Origin of the sequence: Sphingomonas sp. PvP018 (assembly GCF_017876865.1) — a bacterium.
GTDB lineage: Bacteria > Pseudomonadota > Alphaproteobacteria > Sphingomonadales > Sphingomonadaceae > Sphingomonas > Sphingomonas aerolata.
This window is the reverse complement of sequence record NZ_JAGIOU010000001.1, coordinates 3,672,414-3,691,348: the sequence shown is the minus strand read 5'-3', so window position 1 is coordinate 3,691,348 and position 18,935 is coordinate 3,672,414. Positions and strand designations below refer to the sequence as shown.

The following is an 18,935-nucleotide window of genomic DNA, read 5'->3' as shown; positions in this document are numbered from 1 at the left end:
CAACTTAGCGAAGTCGACCGCCCTTCAGCTTCGCCTTCTTGATCAGGTCGCCATATTGATGCGCGAGCAGATGGCTCTGGATCTGTGTCACCGTATCCATCGTCACGTTGACGACGATCAGCAGGCTGGTCCCGCCGAGATAGAAGGGGATCGACAGCGCCGTGACCAGATATTCGGGCAGCAGGCAGATGATCGTCAGATAGGCGGCACCGATGACGGTGATGCGCGTCAGAACATAATCGAAGTAATTCTCGGTGTTCTTGCCCGGACGGATGCCGGGGATGAACCCGCCATGCCGCTTCAGATTGTCCGCGGTCTCTTCGGGATTGAAGACGATCGCGGTGTAGAAGAACGAGAAGAAGATGATGCCGGCACCGTAGAGCAGCATGTACACGGGGCTGCCGTGTTGCAGATACTGGTTCAGGGTGATGATGAAATCGCCCCACTGCGACTCACCCGCAACGCGCTGGCCCGCGAACTGCGAGATCGTCAGCGGCATCAGCAGCAGCGACGAGGCGAAGATCGGCGGGATGACACCCGCGGTGTTGATCTTCAGCGGCAGATGGCTGCGATCGGCCTGCATCCCGCGCTGCGTCTGGCGCTTGGGATACTGGATCAGGATGCGGCGCTGGGCGCGCTCCATGAAGCAGATGAACAGGACGAGCAGGACGACCGCGACGATGATGCCGATCAGCTTGATCGGGTCGAGGCTGCCCGAACGGCCGCCCTCGAGCAGGTTGACCAGCGTCGTCGGCAGATGCGCGACGATGCCCGCCATGATGATCAGCGAGACGCCGTTGCCGATGCCGCGGCTGGTGATCTGCTCACCCAGCCACATCAGGAACATCGTCCCGCCGATCAGCGAGATGACCGCCGCGATGCGGAAGGTCATGCCCGGCTCGATCACCGCGGCGATGCCCTGGTTCGCGCCGAGCGTCTCGAGTCCGACGGCGATGAAATAGCCCTGCACCGCGGTCAGGCCGACCGTGCCGTAGCGGGTATACTGGTTCAGGCGCTTGCGGCCCGATTCGCCGTCCTTCTTGATCGCGGCGAGCGTGGGGCTCAGCGAGGTCGCGAGCTGCACCACGATCGAGGCAGTGATGTAGGGCATCACGCCGAGCGCGATCAGCGACATGCGGCTAAGCGAACCACCCGAGAAGGTATTGAAGAAGTCGAGCACGCCGCCCTGCGTCTGCTGCGACAACAGCCCCAGCGCGGTCGGGTCGACACCCGGCAACGGGACATAGCTGAGCAGGCGGAAGACGATCAGGGCGCCGATCGTGAACCACAACCGCTTCTTGAGATCGGTCGCCTTGGCGAATTTGGACAGGCTGACGCTTTGCGCCATCTGGTCGGCTGCGGATGCCATACGTGTGATCGTCCTGGAAACAAAGAAGGCGGGAAGCGTTGTGACCGCCCCCGCCGCTCATATAGGCGCAGGAGCGCGCTTGTCTAATGCCTAGGTGCGTTATGCGAGCCCGAGGGGCGCTCGGTCGCCCCCTGCCCCGTTCGTCCTGAGCGAAGTCGAAGGACGTTGCCCCAGGTGACGTACCCTTCGACTACGCTCAGGGCGAACGGAGGAAGGGTGGTCCCGAAAAACGGGCGGGTCGGAAGCGGGCGACAGGAAGCCGCCAGGTCAGGCAAATAAAAAAAGGGGCCGGCGCTCTCGCACCCGCCCCCTTTCTCGTTCGGCTCAGGCCTTGAACGACGCCTTGTGCGCCGCACGCTCCTTGTACTTCACGCCCTTCTTGGCGGCAGCCTTCTCGGCTGCGGGGACGAAGTGGATCACCTCGACCTTGCCGCCGATCTTCTCGACCGCTTCGATCGCGCCCTTCGACGCGCCGTCGACGGTGAACGAAAGGACCGTGGTCAGCTCGCCCTTGGCGAGGAGGCGGACGCCGTCCTTGCCGCCGCGTGCCAGGCCAGCGGCCTTGAGCGCGTTGTGGTCGAGCGTGGCGTTCGCCTCGATCTTGCCGGCATCGACCGCGAGCTGGATCGCGCCGAGGTTGACCTCTGCGAAGTCCTTGCGGAAGATGTTGTTGAAGCCGCGCTTCGGCAGACGCATGTGGAGCGGCATCTGGCCGCCTTCGAAGCCGGCGATGGACACGCCCTCACGGCTCTTCTGGCCCTTCTGGCCGCGGCCGCCGGTCTTGCCCTTGCCCGAGCCGATGCCGCGTCCGACGCGCATCTTGGACTTACGGGCACCTTCGTTATCGCGGAGTTCGTTGAGCTTCATGGTAATGCACTCGCTTTCGCTTGTTACGCGCTGGTTGAAAAACCGGGTTGGATTCTGGAATAAGAAAGGGGGCCGTTAGCCCCCTTTCCCGTACTTGTCACGTGGGTCGTGAAGGCTCAGCCTTCGACCGACACCATGTGCTGCACCTTGCGGATCATGCCGCGGACCTCTGGGCTGTCTTCCAGCTCGCGGGTCTTGTGCATCTTGTTCAGGCCGAGACCGACCAGCGTTGCGCGCTGATCCTTCTCGCGGCGGATCGGCGAACCGGTCTGCGTGATCTTGATGGTAGCCATGATCGCTTACTCCGTGATCGCAGCTGCATCGGCCTCGGCGGTCTTCGAACCACCATGGCCGAGCAGGTCGGCGATCTTCTTGCCGCGACGCTGTGCGACGGCCTTGGGCGAGGTCTGCTCGCCAAGGGCTTCGAACGTTGCGCGGATCATGTTGTAGGGGTTCGACGTGCCGACCGACTTGGTCACGACGTCTGCAACGCCCAGCGACTCGAAGACGGCGCGCATCGGGCCACCGGCGATGATGCCCGTACCCTGAGGCGCCGACCGCAGCGTGACCTTGCCGGCACCGAAGTGACCGTTGCCGTCATGATGCAGCGTGCGACCGTCCTTGAGCGGAACGCGAACCATCTTCTTCTTGGCAGCTGCCGTCGCCTTCGAGATGGCTTCCGGCACTTCGCGTGCCTTGCCATGGCCGAAGCCTGCACGGCCCTTGCCGTCGCCGACGACGACGAGTGCTGCAAAGCCGAAGCGCTTGCCGCCCTTGACCGTCTTCGAGACGCGGTTGATGTGCACCAGCTTCTCGATCAGCTCTTCGCCGCCATCGTCCGAACCCGGACGACCGCCACGATTGTCACGACCGCCACGACCGCCATCGCGACCACCACGGTTGCCACCGGGGCCACCGCCGCGATTGCCGCCGGGGCCACCACGACCGCCACCGCCGCCGCCACCGGGACGACCACGGCCACCGCCGCTGTTGCCCTGGTACCCGGTGCTCTGGGGCACGTTCTGAGCCGTGACGTCCTGTGCGGTCGTCTCGGGTGCGATTACCGCTGGCGTGTTGTTTTCGTCAGCCATGTCTTAGAACTCCAATCCGGCTTCGCGCGCGGCATCGGCAAGAGCCTTCACGCGACCGTGGTAGAGGAAGCCGCCGCGATCGAACACGACCTGGGTCACGCCCGCTGCCTTGGCAGCCTCGGCGACGCGCTTGCCGACCGAAGTCGCCGCGTCGATGTTGGCGCCGGACGTGCCGCGCACGTCCTTCTCCAGCGTCGAGGCCGAAGCGACCGTCGTGCCGGCGGCATCGTCGATCACCTGGGCATAGATGTGCTTGCCCGAGCGATGCACGGACAGGCGCGGACGGGTGCCGGCGCGTGCGCGCAGCGCGGTACGGTTGCGGCGACGCCGCTTGGCGAAAAGAGAAAGTCCCTTGGTCATTACTTCTTCTTCCCTTCCTTGCGGAAGATGAACTCGCCGTCGTACTTGATGCCCTTGCCCTTGTACGGCTCGGGCTTGCGCCACTGACGAATCTCCGCGGCCAGCTGGCCAACCATCTGCTTGTCCGAACCCGAGATCTCGATCGTCGTGTTGTCCGGCGTCTTCACCTCGATGCCCTCGGGCACGTCGATGTTGACGTCATGGCTGTAGCCGAGCTGCAGCTTGAGGTTGCGACCCTGGGCTGCGGCACGATAGCCGACGCCGCTGATCAGCAGCTTCTTGGTGAAGCCTTCCGACACGCCGGTGACCAGGTTCTGCACCATGGTCCGCTGCATGCCCCAGAACGCGCGGGCGCGCTTGGTGTCGTTGGCCGGCTGCACCGAAATGCCGCCGTCTTCGATCGTGTAGCTGATCTCGTCGCGCAGCGGCATCTTCAGGGTCCCCTTGGGGCCCTTCATCGTCAGCTGCTTACCCTCGATCGTCGGCGTGATGCCCGCCGGTACGGTGACCGGCTTCTTACCAATACGGCTCATCAGAACACCTCCGCGAGGACTTCGCCGCCGACGTTCTGCTCACGTGCTTCGGAATCCGAAAGCACGCCGCGGGGCGTCGAGACGATGGTGATGCCGAGGCCGTTACGGACGCGGGGAAGTTCCTGCGAGCCGGAATAGACGCGACGGCCGGGCTTCGAGACGCGCGCGACATGCTTGATCGCAGGCTGGCCCTCGAAATACTTCAGCTCGATGCGAAGGCCGGCCGCAGGGCCCATCTGCTCTTCGCTATAGCCACGGATATAACCTTCACGCTGCAGAACGTCGAGCACGCGGACGCGCAGCTTCGACGCCGGAGTCAGGACGGAGTCCTTCTTCGCGCGCTGGCCATTACGGATACGGGTGAGCAAATCACCCAGGGGATCGGTCACTGCCATGATGTAGTCCTTACCAGCTCGACTTCGTGACGCCGGGGATCAGGCCCTTGTTGGCCAGATCGCGCAGCTGAATACGGCAGAGCCGGAACTTGCGGTAATAGGCGCGCGGGCGACCGGTCAGCTCGCACCGGTTACGGATACGGGTCGGGTTCGCGTTGCGCGGGATTGCCGCCATCTTGAGGCGAGCGATCAGACGCTCACCATCGTCGAGCGTCTTGTCCGCTGCGATTGCCTTCAGTGCCGCGTACTTCGGGGCATACTGCTTGACCATGCGCTTGCGGCGCTCGTTCTTGTTGACTGAACTCAGTTTCGCCATCGACTTAAGTTCTTTCTTTCCTGAAGCGCCGCCCGTGACACGAGGTCAGGGGCGGCGGTTGGTAGTTAAGCTGCCTTCTTCTCGTCGGCAGCGTCGTCTTCGATCGGGAACGGGAAGCCGAAGAGACGGAGAAGCTCGCGAGCCTCGTCGTCGGTCTTGGCGGTCGTCGTCACGATCACATCCATGCCGCGGACCTTGTCGACCCGGTCATAGCTGATTTCTGGGAACACGATCTGCTCCTTGATACCGCAGGCATAGTTGCCACGGCCATCGAAGCTCTTCGGGTTGAGACCGCGGAAATCGCGGACGCGAGGAAGAGCGATCGTGATGAAACGGTCGAGAAACTCGTACATGCGCTCGCGGCGAAGGGTAACCTTCACGCCGATCGGCATGCCCTCACGCAGCTTGAACTGCGCGATCGACTTCTTGGCCTTGGTCACGACGGGCTTCTGGCCGGCGATCAGCTCCATTTCCTGGGCTGCCTGGTCGACCTTCTTCTTGTCCTGCGTCGCTTCGCCGACACCCATGTTCAGCACGATCTTGTCGATCCGGGGGATCTCCATGACGTTCTTGTAGCCGAACTTCTCGGTCATCGCCTTGATGATCGTCTCATCATACATCTTCCGCATGCGCGGCGTGTAGGCAGCCTCGGTGCCAGCGGCGGTGTTCTGATCAACCATTGATCTTCTCCCCGGTCTTGACGGCCACGCGGACCTTCTTGCCGTCCTGCTCCTCGAAGCGGACGCGGGTCGGCTTGCCGTCGGCGGTCACGTGAGCGACCTTCGAGACGTGCATCGGTGCTTCCTTGCGAACCAGGCCACCCTGAGGGTCACCCTGGGTCGGCTTGGTGTGGCGCACGGCGATGTTCACGCCCGAGACGACGACCTTGTCGGTCTTCGGCATCGACATCGTGACTTCGCCGGTCTTGCCCTTGTCCTTGCCCGACAGGATTATGACCTTGTCACCCTTCTTGATACGCTGGCTCGCCATTACAGCACCTCCGGCGCAAGGCTGATGATCTTCATGTGCTTCTTGCCACGCAGCTCGCGAACGACTGGGCCAAAGATACGGGTGCCGATCGGCTCCTCGTTCTTGTTGACCAGCACCGCGGCGTTGCCGTCGAAGCGGATGACCGTACCGTCTGCACGGCGGATATCCTTGGCGGTACGAACGATCACCGCGCGGTGAACGTCGCCCTTCTTCACGCGGCCCCGTGGCTGCGCTTCCTTGATGCTGACGACGATGATGTCGCCAACGCCTGCAACACGACGCTTGGAACCCCCAAGCACCTTGATGCACTGCACCCGCTTCGCGCCGCTGTTGTCAGCGACGTCGAGATTGGACTGCATCTGGATCATGGATCCGTATCCCTTCTCTGTCTCTGGGGTCGATACCGACCGAACCCCGCCTAAAAAATCACCCCGCCGCGGACGAATCCGCAACGGGGAGGAGCGGCCGCTTAGCCGTTCCCGTTTACGAAAACAAGAGCGCAGGGAGTTGCCCCCCTGCCCTCATGTTTGATTCAGCCCTCGGCCGAAGCCCGCTCCGGCGTCGCGTGGGTGTTGACCCGCTCGATCACCTTCCAGGTCTTCAGCTTGGAGATCGGTGCGGTCTCTTCGATCCGCACGGTCTCGCCCTGCTTGAATTCGTTGCTCTCGTCATGAGCATGATACTTCTTCGAGCGACGGATGATCTTCCCGTAGAGCGGGTGCTTCACCTTACGCTCGACGTTCACGACCACCGTCTTGTCGCCCTTGTCGGACACGACCAGACCGGTCAGCACGCGCTTCGGCATGATGTGTTCCTTACTTCGCGGCGTCAGCGCTGGTGCGCTGAGCCTGCAGGGTCTTGATGCGAGCGATGTCGCGGCGGACCTCACGAACGCGGCTCGGCTTTTCGAGCTGGTTCGTGGCGGCCTGGAAGCGCAGGTTGAATTGCTCGCGCTTCAGTTCGCCAAGCGACTCCGACAGCTGGTCGTCGCTCTTGGCCTTCATGTCGTCGATACGAGCCATGATCTTACTCGCCTCCCAGATGCGAGGTGTCGCCCAGGCGGGCAACGACCTTTACCTTGATCGGCAGCTTCATGGCCGCCCGCTCGAATGCCTCGGCGGCGATCTTGCCGTCGACGCCGTCGAGCTCGAACAGGATCCGACCCGGCTTGACTCGAGCGGCCCAATATTCCGGCGCGCCCTTGCCCTTACCCATGCGGACTTCGGCTGGCTTTCCCGAGACCGGAAGGTCTGGGAAAATGCGGATCCACAAACGCCCCTGGCGCTTCATGTGACGCGTGATCGCGCGGCGTGCCGCCTCGATCTGGCGTGCGGTGATCCGGTCGGGCTCCATGGCCTTCAGGCCGTAGGAACCGAAATTGAGCGAGAAGCCACTCTTGGCGTCGCCCGAAATCTTGCCCTTGAAGGCCTTCCGGAACTTGGTCTTTTTTGGTTGCAGCATGTCTGTTCCTGCCCCTTAGCGACGATCGTCGCGCTGCGGCCGCACGCCGGAGGTCTGAGCCTCCATCATGATGCGGTCGTACGACGTCGGATCGTTGCCGAGAATCTCGCCCTTGAAGACCCAGACCTTCACGCCGCAAACGCCGTAAGACGTGTGCGCCGTAGCCTCGGCATAATCGATGTTCGCGCGCAGCGTGTGCAACGGAACCCGACCCTCACGATAGCTCTCCGACCGTGCGATCTCGGCGCCGCCAAGACGGCCGCCGCAGTTCACGCGGATGCCCTCGGCCCCGAGACGCATCGCCGACTGAACCGCACGCTTCATGGCGCGACGGAAAGCGATACGACGCTCGAGCTGATCGGCGATGCCCTGTGCAACGAGACGTGCATCGACTTCCGGCTTACGGATCTCGACGATGTTCAGCGACACGGTCGACGACGTCATCTTGCCGATCGTCGAACGCAGCTTCTCGATGTCCGCACCCTTCTTGCCGATGATCACGCCGGGGCGTGCAGCAAAGATGGAGATGCGGGCCAGCTTGGCCGGACGCTCGATCACAACCTTGGAGATCGCGGCCTGCGGCAGCGTCTTCATGATATATGCGCGGATCTTGAGATCCTCGAGCAGGAGCCGACCATAGTCGGCGCCTTCGGCGTACCAGCGGCTATCCCAGGTACGGTTGATCTGCAGACGCAGACCGATGGGGTTGCTCTTCTGACCCATTATGCTTCTTCCTGCTCGCGCACGACGATGCGCAGACGGCTGAATGGCTTGAGGATGCGGGTCGACTTGCCGCGGCCGCGGGTCGCGAAGCGCTTCATCGTGATCGACTTGCCAACCGATGCCTCGGCGACGACCAGCGAGTCGACGTCGAGGTTGTGGTTGTTCTCCGCATTGGCGATGGCCGAGGCCAACACCTTGCGGGCTTCGATCGCCATGCCCTTGGTCGAGAAGGCGAGGATGTTCATCGCATCGCCGACCTTCTTGCCACGGATGAGCGCAGCGACGAGGCCGAGCTTCTGCGCGGAACCGCGGATCTGCGTACCGACCGAAAGCGCCTCGTTGTCCGCGACCTTGCGCGGGCTGACTTGCTTAGACATCAGCGCTTGCCCTTCTTGTCGGCGGAGTGGCCGGGGAAGTAGCGCGTGGGCGCGAACTCGCCCAGCTTCATCCCGACCATGTCCTCGTTGACCGAGACCGGCACGAACTTGCGGCCGTTATAGACGTTGAACGTGAGGCCCACGAACGACGGCAGGATCGTCGAGCGACGCGACCAGGTCTTGATCGGCGAACGCGCGTTGGTGTCCTGGGCGGTTTCTGCCTTCTTGAGCAGATGAAGGTCCACGAACGGACCCTTCCAGACTGAACGAGCCATGTTAGCCCTTCCTCTTCGTCGAATGACGCGACCGGATGATCATCTTGTCGGTCGATTTGTTGTGACGCGTGCGCGCACCCTTCGTCGGCTTGCCCCACGGCGTGACCGGATGACGGCCACCCGAGGTGCGGCCTTCACCACCGCCGTGCGGATGGTCGACCGGGTTCTTGGCGACGCCGCGCGTCAGCGGACGAATACCAAGCCAGCGCGAACGCCCTGCCTTGCCCAGGTTCTGGTTCTGGTTGTCGGGGTTCGAAACCGCGCCAACCGTCGCCATGCAATCACTGCGGATGTAGCGCTGCTCGCCCGAGTTCAGGCGGACCATCACCATGCCCTTGTCGCGACCGACGACCTGCACATACGTGCCGGCCGAACGGGCGATCTGGCCACCCTTCATCGGCTTCATCTCCACATTGTGGACGATGGTGCCGACCGGCATCTGACCGAGTTCCATGGCATTGCCTGGCTTCACGTCGGTCTTCTTGGCCGCGAGAACCTTGTCGCCAACGGCCAGACGCTGCGGCGCCAGGATGTAGGCGAGCTCTTCGTCCGGGTACTTGACCAGGGCGATGAACGCGGTGCGGTTGGGATCATACTCGATCCGCTCGACAGTGCCTTCGACGTCCCACTTGCGACGCTTGAAGTCGATGTAGCGGTACTTCTGCTTGTGACCACCGGCGATGCCGCGCGAGGTCACATGGCCCTTGTTGTTACGACCGCCGGTCTTGTGCTTGCCTTCGGTCAGCGCCTTGACGGGCTTGCCCTTCCAGAGCGACGACTTGTCGACCAGGATGAGACCGCGGCGTGCCGGCGATGTCGGATTATAATGCTTGAGTGCCATGGCCTCAGATCCCCGTCGTCACGTCGATGGACTGACCGTCCTTCAACGTCACGATTGCCTTTTTCATGTCCGAGCGCGAGTAGTTCGTGCCCTTCCACTTCTTGGTCTTGCCCTTCTGGACGAGCGTGTTCACGCCGACGACGTTCACGTCGAACAGCGCCTCTACGGCCGCCTTGATCTCGGGCTTCGTGGCGTCGTTGGACACCTTGAACACCACCGCGTTGTGCTCCGACAGGGTCGTCGTCTTCTCGGTGATGTGCGGGGCGAGGATAACGTCGTAATGACGATTATCGATGCCCGCCTTCTGCTTCTTAGCCATGGAAGCGCGCCTCCAGCTTTTCGACAGCGGCGCGCGTCAGCACCAGCGTGTCATGCTTCAGGATGTCGTAAACGTTGGCGCCGGCTGCCGGCATCACGTTCACTTCGTACAGGTTGCCCGCAGCGAATGCGAAGCTGGTGTCGACCATGTCGCCGTCGATGACGAGCGCACGCTTGCCGAAGCCGAGCTTGGCGAGATCGCCCTGCAACGTCTTGGTCTTGCCACCCTCGACAGCCAGGCTGTCCATGATGACCAGCGAACCCGCCTTGGCGTGGCTGCTGAGCGCCATGCGCAGGCCGAGCGCGCGAACCTTCTTGTTCAGCGACGGGTTGAAGTCACGGACGCGAGCGCCGTGAGCCTTACCACCACCGATGAACACGGGCGCGCGGCGATCGCCGTGACGTGCCGTACCGCCGCCCTTCTGGCGACCGAACTTCTTGCCGGTGCGAGCGACGTCTGCGCGCTCACGGGTGCCACGAGCCGTCTCGCGACGCTTCTCGAGCTGCCAGGTGACCACACGGTGCAGGATGTCGGCGCGCGGATCGAGACCGAAGATCTCGTCGTTGAGCTCGATGTCCGCGCCCTCGGTGCCGGCGAAAGATGAAAGCTTGATCTTCACGCTCAGCCCTCCTGGCCGTCGGCTGCAGGTGCGTCGGTCGTTTCGGCCGGCGTGTCTGCTGCGGTGTTGCTGTTGACGGTCTTGAGACCGGCGGGGAACGGTGCGTCGGCGTGGCGCGCGACCTTGACCGAGTCCTTGACGAAGAGCCAGCCGCCCTTGGAGCCAGGAACCGAACCCTTGACGAACAGGAGACCACGCTCGACGTCCGTCGATACGATCTCGAGGTTCTGCTGGGTGCGATACTTGTCGCCCATGTGGCCGGCCATCTTCTTGTTCTTGAAGACCTTGCCCGGATCCTGGCGCTGACCGGTCGAACCGAGCGAACGGTGCGAGACCGACACGCCGTGGGTTGCCCGCAGACCGCCGAAGCCCCAACGCTTCATGCCGCCCTGGAAGCCCTTACCCTGGGTCTTGCCCTGGATATCGACGATCTGGCCTGCGACATAATGGTCGGCCGAGATCTCGGCGCCAACGTCGAGCAGGCCGTCTGCGTTCACACGGAACTCATGGACGACAGCCTTGGGCTCCACTTCGGCCTTGCCGAAATGGCCGCGCTGCGGCTTTGCGACATTCTTCGACTTGGCAACGCCTGCACCAAGCTGGACGGCGGTGTAGCCGTCACGATCCATTTCGCGAACGGAAATGACCTGATTGCCTTCAAGTGCCAGAACGGTGACCGGCACATGCCGACCATCTTCCTGGAACAGGCGGGTCATCCCCATCTTCTTCGCGATCACGCCAGTACGCATGATCTTGTCCCTTCCTAGACAGAGGCCCCGTCGGACTATTCCTCGGGGGCTTGCGGACCATGTCCGGAGCAAGCTCCATGATGCATCCACCTGACCCCATCCCCGGCAAAAGCCCTGAATGGAGTCGGATCAACCCGGTAAATACGAAACGCGCCCCGTCCCGGGCTGGTGTTCCTGCGAACGCAGGAACGTGACGGGGGACGCTGCCCCGTCGGTTTGCACCGACGGCGGTATCCCAATGTCGAACGGCGCGGGACCGTTACCGGTCGACCGCGCCGCGCTCGCCCTTAGGCGAGCTTGATCTCGACGTCAACGCCAGCGGCGAGGTCCAGCTTCATCAGCGCATCGACCGTCTGCGGCGTCGGCTGGACGATATCCAGCATACGCTTGTACGTGCGCACCTCGAACTGCTCGCGCGACTTCTTGTCGATGTGCGGGCCGCGGTTCACGGTGAATTTTTCGATGCGCGTCGGAAGGGGAATCGGACCGCGGATGAGCGCGCCGGTGCGGCGTGCGGTGTCGGCGATGTCGCCAGTGGCCTGATCGAGCACACGGTGATCGAACGCCTTCAGACGAATGCGGATATTGCTGTCCATAGTCCCTACCGATGCGAAAGAGCGGGCCCGTTTCCGGGCTCTTGCTGGTTGATGTTTAAACCGAAGGCGGGCCATTACGGGAGAGTCGCCGAAAAGGCAACTAGCGCGACGACGATTTTAGGCCGCCCCCTCGCGGCGGCGATAGGCTCCATGACTACCCTCACCCAACCCCTTTGACGCTACCTCGGCCTAGGGCGGGCGCCCGATCAGCCGGATAACCGACGCCTACACGCGTCCTTTGGCGAAATGCTGTACTTCACCTGGCAAGGTCACCCAGTGATGCATCGATTCCTCCCAGACAGAGCGAACGGGAGCTGGGAAAGCAGGATCGGCAATCGCGCCCACGGCGACCCCGATCATCGACGGGTGCTTGGCGGTCCTCGCATAGACCGTTGATCCGCACTCTGGGCAGAAGACCGTCTCGAAGCGATTGCCTTCGTCCGTCGCCCGCTCAAACCGTTTGCCCTCACCGGCGACAGTGAGCAGGTCCTCGGGATAATAGGCGAGAACACCAAAGGGCGATCCGCTTCGGCGCTGACAGGCGATGCAGTGACATGCCACCACGGCAGGCGATGGCCCCGGAAGCTCGACCGTGAGTTGGCCGCACTGACATTGCGCACGCATGAGCCCCGCCCCCCTGTGACGTGCCTAATCCAGCCGATCGCCGGACCCTGGCAATTGCATGCTTGCCGCCCAACGCTCTGGCGACGCTGTGGCCGCCCCCGAACACGAAAAAGCCCGGCCTCTCTCGCGAAAGGCCGGGCTCTTCGATCATCTCCCGAAGGAGAGGATGCTTACTTGTCGATCTGGCTGACGACGCCTGCACCGACGGTACGGCCGCCTTCGCGGATCGTGAAGCGCTGGCCCACGTCCATGGCGATCGGTGCGATCAGCTTGATGCCGAGCGACACGTTGTCGCCTGGCATCACCATCTCGGTGCCCTCAGGCAGCTCGACGGTGCCGGTCACGTCCGTCGTACGGAAGTAGAACTGCGGGCGGTAGTTGGCGAAGAACGGCGTGTGACGGCCACCCTCTTCCTTCGACAGCACGTAGACTTCCGAGTTGAAGTCGGTGTGCGGCTTGATCGTGCCTGGCTTGCAGAGCACCTGGCCACGCTCGACTTCGTCGCGTGCAACGCCGCGGATCAGCGCGCCGACGTTATCGCCAGCCTGGCCCTGGTCGAGCAGCTTGCGGAACATCTCGACGCCCGTGACCGTGGTCTTGCGAACGGTCGGGTGGATACCGACGATCTCGACTTCCTCGCCAACCTTGACGATGCCGGTCTCGACGCGGCCGGTGACGACCGTACCACGACCCGAGATCGAGAACACGTCCTCGATCGGCATCATGAACGGCTTGTCGAGCGGACGCTCAGGCTGCGGGATGTAGTCGTCGACAGCCTGCATCAGCTCGGTGACGGCGTCGGCGCCGAGCTTCTGGTTCGAACCCGACAGCGCGCAAGTTGCCGAACCCTTGATGACGGGGATGTCGTCGCCCGGGAAGTCGTACGAGCTGAGCAGCTCGCGGATTTCCATTTCGACCAGCTCGAGGATTTCCTCGTCGTCGACCAGATCGACCTTGTTCATGAACACGACCATGGCAGGCACGCCGACCTGGCGTGCGAGCAGGATGTGCTCACGGGTCTGCGGCATCGGGCCATCAGTCGCCGAAACCACGAGGATCGCGCCGTCCATCTGGGCTGCGCCGGTGATCATGTTCTTCACATAATCGGCGTGGCCCGGGCAATCGACGTGTGCGTAGTGACGGTTGGCCGTCTCGTACTCGACGTGTGCGGTCGAGATCGTGATGCCGCGCTCGCGCTCCTCAGGAGCCTTGTCGATGTTTGCGAAGTCGACAGCGGTACCGCCGGTCGTCTCTGCCAGAACCTTCGTGATCGCAGCGGTGAGCGACGTCTTGCCATGATCGACGTGACCGATGGTGCCGATGTTAAGATGCGGCTTGTTCCGCTCAAATTTTGCCTTGGCCATTGTTTCCTACCTTCTGATTCGTATTCCGGTGCCACACCGGGAACCGCGCGAACGCGGCCCCATAGCGGCTGTTAAAGCCTGACGCTAGCCCTACCCCCTTAAAGGGTTAGGCCAGTTTCGCCTTCACCTCGTCAGCGACGTTCTGCGGCACTTCATCATAATGCGAGAACTGCATCGAGTATTGCGCGCGACCCTGCGTGAACGAGCGGAGCGAGTTCACATAGCCGAACATGTTGGCCAGCGGCACCATCGCCTCGACCGTCTGCGCGTTGCCGCGGCTGTCGGTGCCCTGGATCTGGCCGCGACGGCTGTTCATGTCGCCGATGACGTCGCCCAGATAGTCCTCCGGGGTAACCACCTCAACCTTCATGACCGGCTCGAGCAGCGTGATGCCCGACTTCTGCGCCACTTCGCGCATTGCGCCACGGGCACAGATTTCGAACGCCAGAGCCGACGAGTCGACGTCGTGATACGCGCCGTCATACAGCACGATCTCGAAATCGATGATCGGGAAGCCGACCAGCGAACCCGAAGCGGCGGTCTCGCGGAAGCCCTTCTCGATCGCAGGCAGATATTCCTTCGGAATGTTGCCGCCCTTGATCTCGTCCTTGAACGTGATGCCCGAACCACGCTCGCCCGGCGTGACCTTGACCTTCACGCGACCGAACTGACCGGTGCCGCCCGACTGCTTCTTGTGCGTGTAGTCGACGTCGACCGGCTTCTTCAGATATTCGCGATAGGCGACCTGAGGAGCGCCGACATTGGCCTCGACCTTGAACTCACGCTTCATGCGGTCGACCAGGATCTCGAGATGGAGCTCGCCCATGCCCTTGATGATGGTCTGGCCCGACTCGGGGTCCGACGACACGCGGAACGACGGATCCTCGCGTGCGAGACGATTGAGCGCGACGCCCATCTTCTCCTGGTCGGCCTTGGTCTTCGGCTCCACCGACAGCTCGATCACGGGCTCGGGGAATTCCATCCGCTCGAGGATGATCGGTGCGTTCATCGCGCAGAGCGTGTCGCCCGTCGTGGTGTCCTTGAGGCCTGCGAGAGCGACGATGTCGCCCGCGAACGCTTCCTGGATGTCCTCACGGCTGTTCGCATGCATGAGCAGCATGCGGCCGACCTTTTCCTTCTTGTCCTTGACCGAGTTGGTGACCTGCGACGCGGTCTCCAGCTTGCCCGAATAGATGCGGGCGAAGGTGAGCGTGCCGACGAACGGATCGTTCATGATCTTGAACGCCAGCGCCGAGAAGGGAACCTCGTCCGACGAAGGACGCTCGTCCGGCGTCACGCCGTCGAGCTTCAGACCCTGAATCGCGGGAACGTCGAGCGGCGAAGGCAGATAGTCCACCACGGCGTCGAGCAGGGGCTGGACGCCCTTGTTCTTGAACGCCGAACCGCAGACCACCGGCACGAACGCCATGCTGAGCGTACCCTTGCGGATCAGCTTCTTAAGATCGGCGACGCTCGGCTCGTTACCCTCAAGATAGGCTTCCATCAGAGCATCGTCCTGCTCGACGGCCATCTCGATCAGATCGCTGCGATACTTGGCGGCCTTGTCGGCCATGTCAGCCGGGATGTCCTGATATTCGAACTTCGCACCCAGGCTCTCTTCGAGCCAGATGATCGCGCGGTTCTCGACGAGGTCGACCAGGCCCTTGAAGCCGCCTTCCATGCCGATCGGCAGGTACAGGACCGCCGGGCGCGCGCCGAGACGCTCGATGATCGAGTCGACGCAGAAATAGAAGTCGGCACCGGTGCGGTCGAGCTTGTTGACGAAGCACATGCGCGGCACGCCGTACTTGTCGGCCTGGCGCCACACGGTCTCGGACTGCGGCTCAACGCCGGCAACGCCGTCGAAGCACGCGACCGCGCCGTCAAGGACGCGCAGCGAACGCTCGACTTCGATCGTAAAATCGACGTGGCCCGGGGTGTCGATGATGTTGATAAGGTGCTCTTCACCCTTACCTTCTTCGGCGCGCCACTTGCAGGTGGTTGCAGCCGACGTGATCGTGATCCCGCGCTCCTGCTCCTGCTCCATCCAGTCCATCGTCGCGGTGCCTTCATGCACTTCGCCGATCTTGTAGGACTTGCCGGTGTAATAGAGGATGCGCTCGGTCGTCGTCGTCTTGCCGGCGTCGATGTGCGCCATGATGCCGATGTTGCGGTAACGGTCGAGCGGATGGCTGCGGGCCATGATCGTGCTTCCTTAAGGATATGGGGAGCCGAACGTGCCGGCTCCCCAATATATAGGTGTTTGCGTTACGGGCGAAAGACCGCCCGTGACACGGTTACCAATGCTAGGCTTCGAAGCCCGCTGTTACCAGCGGTAGTGCGAGAATGCACGGTTGGCTTCTGCCATCCGGTGCGTGTCTTCGCGCTTCTTGACCGCGTTGCCGCGGTTATTCGCGGCGTCCATCAGCTCGCCCGACAGCCGTGCGGCCATCGTGTTCTCGCTGCGCGAACGTGCCGCACCGATCAGCCAGCGGATCGCCAGCGCCTGTGCACGCTCGGGACGCACTTCGACGGGAACCTGGTAGGTTGCACCACCGACGCGACGCGAACGGACTTCGATGCCCGGCTTCACGTTGTTCAGCGCATCATGAAACACGCCGATCGGGTCGCGCTTGGCGCGGCTCTCGACGGTTTCGAATGCACCGTACACGATCAGCTCTGCGACGGACTTCTTGCCGTCCAGCATGACGCTGTTCATGAACTTCGACAGAACCTCATCCCCGAACTTGGGATCAGGCAGGATGACCCGCTTTTCGGGACGACGACGACGTGCCATTTTATATTCCTTCTAAACTTCAGCCTTAGTGATCAAACATACCAGTGCCGACTTGCGTCGGTTGGCATTGATCGGCTTACTTCGGACGCTTGGCGCCGTACTTGGAACGCGACTGACGCCGGTCCTTCACACCCTGTGTATCGAGCACGCCGCGCAGGACGTGATAGCGAACACCGGGAAGATCGCGGACACGACCGCCACGGATCAGGACAACCGAATGCTCCTGAAGATTGTGCCCCTCGCCCGGGATGTAGCTGATGACTTCGCGCTGGTTGGTCAGGCGAACCTTGGCCACCTTGCGCAGAGCCGAGTTCGGCTTCTTCGGGGTCGTCGTGTAGACGCGGGTGCAAACGCCGCGCTTCTGCGGGTTGGCTTCCATCGCAGGGACCTTCGACTTGGCCTTCTGCGGATCGCGGCCCTTGCGGACCAGCTGGTTGATCGTCGGCATTGAAGCCTTCACCTTTCAAATGGTTACTTTGCTGGAGCCATTGAGGCGCCTGAGAATACAAAAAGGACCCTAGGAAGCGCAAAACGCTCCTCAGGCCCTGGAATGCATCCAGCAATGTTCAAGCATGCCCGGCGGGAAAGACTCCCGAAGAACAGGGCGCGCCTATAGGTCAGGAGTCAGCCGCGGTCAACACGGGGATCACCCCCCCTGCCCTGAGGCCGACGCCAGATTGGTTGCACGTTCGACAATCGTGCATCGGGCATGAACAGGTGCTTGCCCTGCCGCGGACATGGCGCTAGAGCCCGCCACCGCACAGGAGTGTAGCTCAGTTGGTTAGAGCGTCGGTCTCCAAAACCGAAGGCCCTCGGTTCGAATCCGAGCACTCCTGCCATATCTTCTCACATCGCCGTCGATATGCATCTCTGACCACCGGGTCAGTGATCAGCAAAGCCGCGTCCGTTGCGATTGCACAAAACGCATTTCATAATGCAATTTGTGCAGTTGTGGAATTCGCTGCTGCGATGCACAAAGACTGTGCCTTTCAGGCATCCTCTCCTAAAACTTTTACGGCCGGTCTTTGACCGGCCTTTTTTTTGGTCTGCGCGCTGATATACCGATGACGGTCCGTCACGCCGGCAAACATAACAGAAACGCAGGAGAGGCGCCGCCGGCAAGACCGGCACCGGTTGACGGCCGGCGGGGGAGAGGGCGCAAACGCCCGCCCCCGCGCCTTTCGGTCCCGCCTCCCACGCATCCCCTTATGCTTTCAATCATGCGCGAAAGGCTGGTGCAGCGCGCCTCATGCGCTGCCGAGTCGGGTCATAACGGGGCCGCCCGGCGGGCGCTGCCGCCCCACCCCTTGCGTTCCGTCGGCGCGGAAGCTATTTGCGCCGCCATCCGACAGCGAGACGGACGCATGCCCGACCCCTTTGACGGGGCCCTATTGACGGGGCGACCCTTCACAGGGAGCGGGTTATGGGTCTATGCCTCGCTTCTTTTCATGTCTCCATCAGGCGGGTTCGAACAGCACCGTGGCTAAAACGTCCCCACTCGAATTCATCCGGCAGGTCCGCACCGAAACCTCCAAGGTTACGTGGCCGACGCGTCGCGAGACGATCATGACCGGGGTGATGGTCGTCATCATGACGACGATCCTCGCGCTCTTCTTCTTCGGCGTCGACTCGATCCTTCAGGCGATCGTCACCGCCCTTCTGAAACTCGCTCAATAAGGTCCGCACATGGCGCGCTGGTACATCATTCACGCCTATTCGGGCTTCGAGGGCAAGGTCCGCGACTCGATCATGGCAGAGGCGACCCGCATGGGTCTCGAACAGCTCGTCGAGCAGATCGAAGTCCCCACCGAGACGATCACCGAGGCCCGCCGCGGCAAGAAGATCGCGGTCGAGCGCAAGTTCATGCCGGGCTATGTTCTCGCCAAGCTGAACATGAACGACGACGTCTATCACCTCGTCAAGAACACCCCCAAGGTGACCGGCTTCCTCGGCAGCATGGGCAAGCCGCAGGCGATCAGCGAGGCGGAAGCCACGCGGATGCTCAACAGCAAGGAAGAGGCCGCGGCCGCTCCCAAGCAGAAGGTCAAGGTCGACTACGAGATCGGCGATCAGGTCAAGGTGCTCGACGGTCCGTTCGCGAGCTTCAACGGCCTTGTCGAGGAACTCGATTTCGATCGCAGCCGCGTCAAGGTGTCGGTGTCGATCTTCGGTCGCGCCACCCCGGTCGAGCTCGAGTTCGAGCAGGTCGAACGCTCGAAGTAATTACTGCCTGAGCCTGCGGGCTCAGTCGATACGAATAATGAGGGGC

Annotated in this window: 29 protein-coding genes and 1 tRNA gene; 3 read left to right on the top strand and 27 right to left on the bottom strand. The window is 62.6% G+C overall.

Features of this window, described 5'->3' with window-relative positions:
- Positions 1-4: 4 nt before the first annotated feature.
- The 27 genes from secY to rpsL all read right to left on the bottom strand — a co-directional run bounded on the left by secY (position 5) and on the right by rpsL (position 17,114).
- Entirely contained in the window at positions 5-1,369 is a 1,365-nt protein-coding gene (secY, locus tag J3A66_RS16575) for a preprotein translocase subunit SecY (RefSeq protein WP_031393745.1), read from the bottom strand.
- 324 nt (positions 1,370-1,693) lie between these two features.
- Complete coding sequence (rplO, locus tag J3A66_RS16570; RefSeq protein WP_031393746.1) at positions 1,694-2,236, bottom strand: 50S ribosomal protein L15; 543 nt, start codon at positions 2,234-2,236, stop codon at positions 1,694-1,696.
- Positions 2,237-2,352: 116 nt separating this feature from the next.
- On the bottom strand, positions 2,353-2,529 hold the full coding sequence (rpmD, locus tag J3A66_RS16565) for a 50S ribosomal protein L30 (protein WP_031393747.1): 177 nt from the start codon (positions 2,527-2,529) through the stop codon (positions 2,353-2,355).
- Positions 2,530-2,535: 6 nt separating this feature from the next.
- The gene (rpsE, locus tag J3A66_RS16560; protein WP_043156692.1) at positions 2,536-3,327 is read right to left on the bottom strand and encodes a 30S ribosomal protein S5; all 792 of its coding nucleotides are present in this window, start codon (positions 3,325-3,327) and stop codon (positions 2,536-2,538) included.
- Positions 3,328-3,330: 3 nt separating this feature from the next.
- Complete coding sequence (rplR, locus tag J3A66_RS16555) at positions 3,331-3,687, bottom strand: 50S ribosomal protein L18 (RefSeq protein WP_031393749.1); 357 nt, start codon at positions 3,685-3,687, stop codon at positions 3,331-3,333.
- Entirely contained in the window at positions 3,687-4,220 is a 534-nt protein-coding gene (gene rplF / locus J3A66_RS16550) for a 50S ribosomal protein L6 (protein ID WP_031393750.1), read from the bottom strand. Before rplF ends, rplR begins: the two co-directional genes overlap by 1 nt.
- On the bottom strand, positions 4,220-4,615 hold the full coding sequence (rpsH, locus tag J3A66_RS16545) for a 30S ribosomal protein S8 (protein ID WP_031393751.1): 396 nt from the start codon (positions 4,613-4,615) through the stop codon (positions 4,220-4,222). The genes rplF and rpsH overlap by 1 nt, the downstream gene beginning before the upstream one ends.
- A gap of 10 nt (positions 4,616-4,625) precedes the next feature.
- A complete protein-coding gene (gene rpsN, locus J3A66_RS16540; protein ID WP_031393752.1) occupies positions 4,626-4,931 on the bottom strand; it encodes a 30S ribosomal protein S14 in 306 nt (101 codons plus the stop codon).
- Positions 4,932-4,996: 65 nt separating this feature from the next.
- Complete coding sequence (gene rplE / locus J3A66_RS16535) at positions 4,997-5,611, bottom strand: 50S ribosomal protein L5 (protein WP_042466294.1); 615 nt, start codon at positions 5,609-5,611, stop codon at positions 4,997-4,999.
- Complete coding sequence (gene rplX / locus J3A66_RS16530) at positions 5,604-5,921, bottom strand: 50S ribosomal protein L24 (protein WP_031393754.1); 318 nt, start codon at positions 5,919-5,921, stop codon at positions 5,604-5,606. The genes rplE and rplX overlap by 8 nt, the downstream gene beginning before the upstream one ends.
- A complete protein-coding gene (gene rplN / locus J3A66_RS16525; RefSeq protein ID WP_031393755.1) occupies positions 5,921-6,289 on the bottom strand; it encodes a 50S ribosomal protein L14 in 369 nt (122 codons plus the stop codon). Before rplN ends, rplX begins: the two co-directional genes overlap by 1 nt.
- Before the next feature lie 164 nt (positions 6,290-6,453).
- Positions 6,454-6,726, bottom strand: a complete 273-nt coding sequence (rpsQ, locus tag J3A66_RS16520; RefSeq protein WP_031393756.1) for a 30S ribosomal protein S17 — start codon at positions 6,724-6,726, stop codon at positions 6,454-6,456.
- Between the two features lie 10 nt (positions 6,727-6,736).
- Positions 6,737-6,943, bottom strand: a complete 207-nt coding sequence (gene rpmC / locus J3A66_RS16515; RefSeq protein ID WP_031393757.1) for a 50S ribosomal protein L29 — start codon at positions 6,941-6,943, stop codon at positions 6,737-6,739.
- Between the two features lie 4 nt (positions 6,944-6,947).
- A complete protein-coding gene (gene rplP / locus J3A66_RS16510) occupies positions 6,948-7,382 on the bottom strand; it encodes a 50S ribosomal protein L16 (RefSeq protein ID WP_031393758.1) in 435 nt (144 codons plus the stop codon).
- Positions 7,383-7,397: 15 nt separating this feature from the next.
- Entirely contained in the window at positions 7,398-8,105 is a 708-nt protein-coding gene (gene rpsC, locus J3A66_RS16505) for a 30S ribosomal protein S3 (protein ID WP_031393759.1), read from the bottom strand.
- Complete coding sequence (rplV, locus tag J3A66_RS16500; RefSeq protein ID WP_037529220.1) at positions 8,105-8,482, bottom strand: 50S ribosomal protein L22; 378 nt, start codon at positions 8,480-8,482, stop codon at positions 8,105-8,107. Before rplV ends, rpsC begins: the two co-directional genes overlap by 1 nt.
- A complete protein-coding gene (gene rpsS / locus J3A66_RS16495; protein ID WP_031393761.1) occupies positions 8,482-8,757 on the bottom strand; it encodes a 30S ribosomal protein S19 in 276 nt (91 codons plus the stop codon). The genes rplV and rpsS overlap by 1 nt, the downstream gene beginning before the upstream one ends.
- 1 nt (position 8,758) lies before the next feature.
- On the bottom strand, positions 8,759-9,598 hold the full coding sequence (gene rplB / locus J3A66_RS16490; protein ID WP_031393762.1) for a 50S ribosomal protein L2: 840 nt from the start codon (positions 9,596-9,598) through the stop codon (positions 8,759-8,761).
- 4 nt (positions 9,599-9,602) lie between these two features.
- Positions 9,603-9,917: a 50S ribosomal protein L23 gene (locus J3A66_RS16485; protein WP_031393763.1), complete on the bottom strand. Its 315-nt coding sequence runs from the start codon at positions 9,915-9,917 to the stop codon at positions 9,603-9,605.
- Positions 9,910-10,536: a 50S ribosomal protein L4 gene (gene rplD, locus J3A66_RS16480; protein ID WP_031393764.1), complete on the bottom strand. Its 627-nt coding sequence runs from the start codon at positions 10,534-10,536 to the stop codon at positions 9,910-9,912. The genes J3A66_RS16485 and rplD overlap by 8 nt, the downstream gene beginning before the upstream one ends.
- Before the next feature lie 2 nt (positions 10,537-10,538).
- Positions 10,539-11,285 (bottom strand): 50S ribosomal protein L3, encoded by a 747-nt coding sequence (rplC, locus tag J3A66_RS16475; RefSeq protein WP_031393765.1) that lies wholly within the window; start codon positions 11,283-11,285, stop codon positions 10,539-10,541.
- Between the two features lie 287 nt (positions 11,286-11,572).
- The gene (gene rpsJ, locus J3A66_RS16470) at positions 11,573-11,881 is read right to left on the bottom strand and encodes a 30S ribosomal protein S10 (protein ID WP_007406109.1); all 309 of its coding nucleotides are present in this window, start codon (positions 11,879-11,881) and stop codon (positions 11,573-11,575) included.
- Positions 11,882-12,106: 225 nt separating this feature from the next.
- Entirely contained in the window at positions 12,107-12,505 is a 399-nt protein-coding gene (locus J3A66_RS16465; RefSeq protein ID WP_209570042.1) for a GFA family protein, read from the bottom strand.
- 170 nt (positions 12,506-12,675) lie between these two features.
- Positions 12,676-13,869, bottom strand: a complete 1,194-nt coding sequence (gene tuf, locus J3A66_RS16460) for an elongation factor Tu (protein ID WP_031393767.1) — start codon at positions 13,867-13,869, stop codon at positions 12,676-12,678.
- Positions 13,870-13,975: 106 nt separating this feature from the next.
- Positions 13,976-16,072, bottom strand: a complete 2,097-nt coding sequence (gene fusA, locus J3A66_RS16455) for an elongation factor G (RefSeq protein ID WP_031393768.1) — start codon at positions 16,070-16,072, stop codon at positions 13,976-13,978.
- Between the two features lie 123 nt (positions 16,073-16,195).
- Positions 16,196-16,666, bottom strand: coding sequence for a 30S ribosomal protein S7 (gene rpsG / locus J3A66_RS16450; protein WP_031393769.1), 471 nt, complete (start codon positions 16,664-16,666; stop codon positions 16,196-16,198).
- Positions 16,667-16,742: 76 nt separating this feature from the next.
- Entirely contained in the window at positions 16,743-17,114 is a 372-nt protein-coding gene (gene rpsL, locus J3A66_RS16445; RefSeq protein ID WP_010164594.1) for a 30S ribosomal protein S12, read from the bottom strand.
- A 314-nt stretch (positions 17,115-17,428) separates the two neighbouring features.
- Here rpsL and J3A66_RS16440 point away from each other — a divergent pair.
- From J3A66_RS16440 to nusG, 3 genes are all read left to right on the top strand, one after another.
- Positions 17,429-17,505: transfer RNA gene (locus tag J3A66_RS16440), tRNA-Trp, on the top strand.
- 640 nt (positions 17,506-18,145) lie between these two features.
- Positions 18,146-18,343, top strand: coding sequence for a preprotein translocase subunit SecE (gene secE / locus J3A66_RS16435; protein WP_031393770.1), 198 nt, complete (start codon positions 18,146-18,148; stop codon positions 18,341-18,343).
- A gap of 9 nt (positions 18,344-18,352) precedes the next feature.
- Positions 18,353-18,889, top strand: coding sequence for a transcription termination/antitermination protein NusG (gene nusG / locus J3A66_RS16430; protein ID WP_031393771.1), 537 nt, complete (start codon positions 18,353-18,355; stop codon positions 18,887-18,889).
- Positions 18,890-18,935 lie beyond the last annotated feature (46 nt).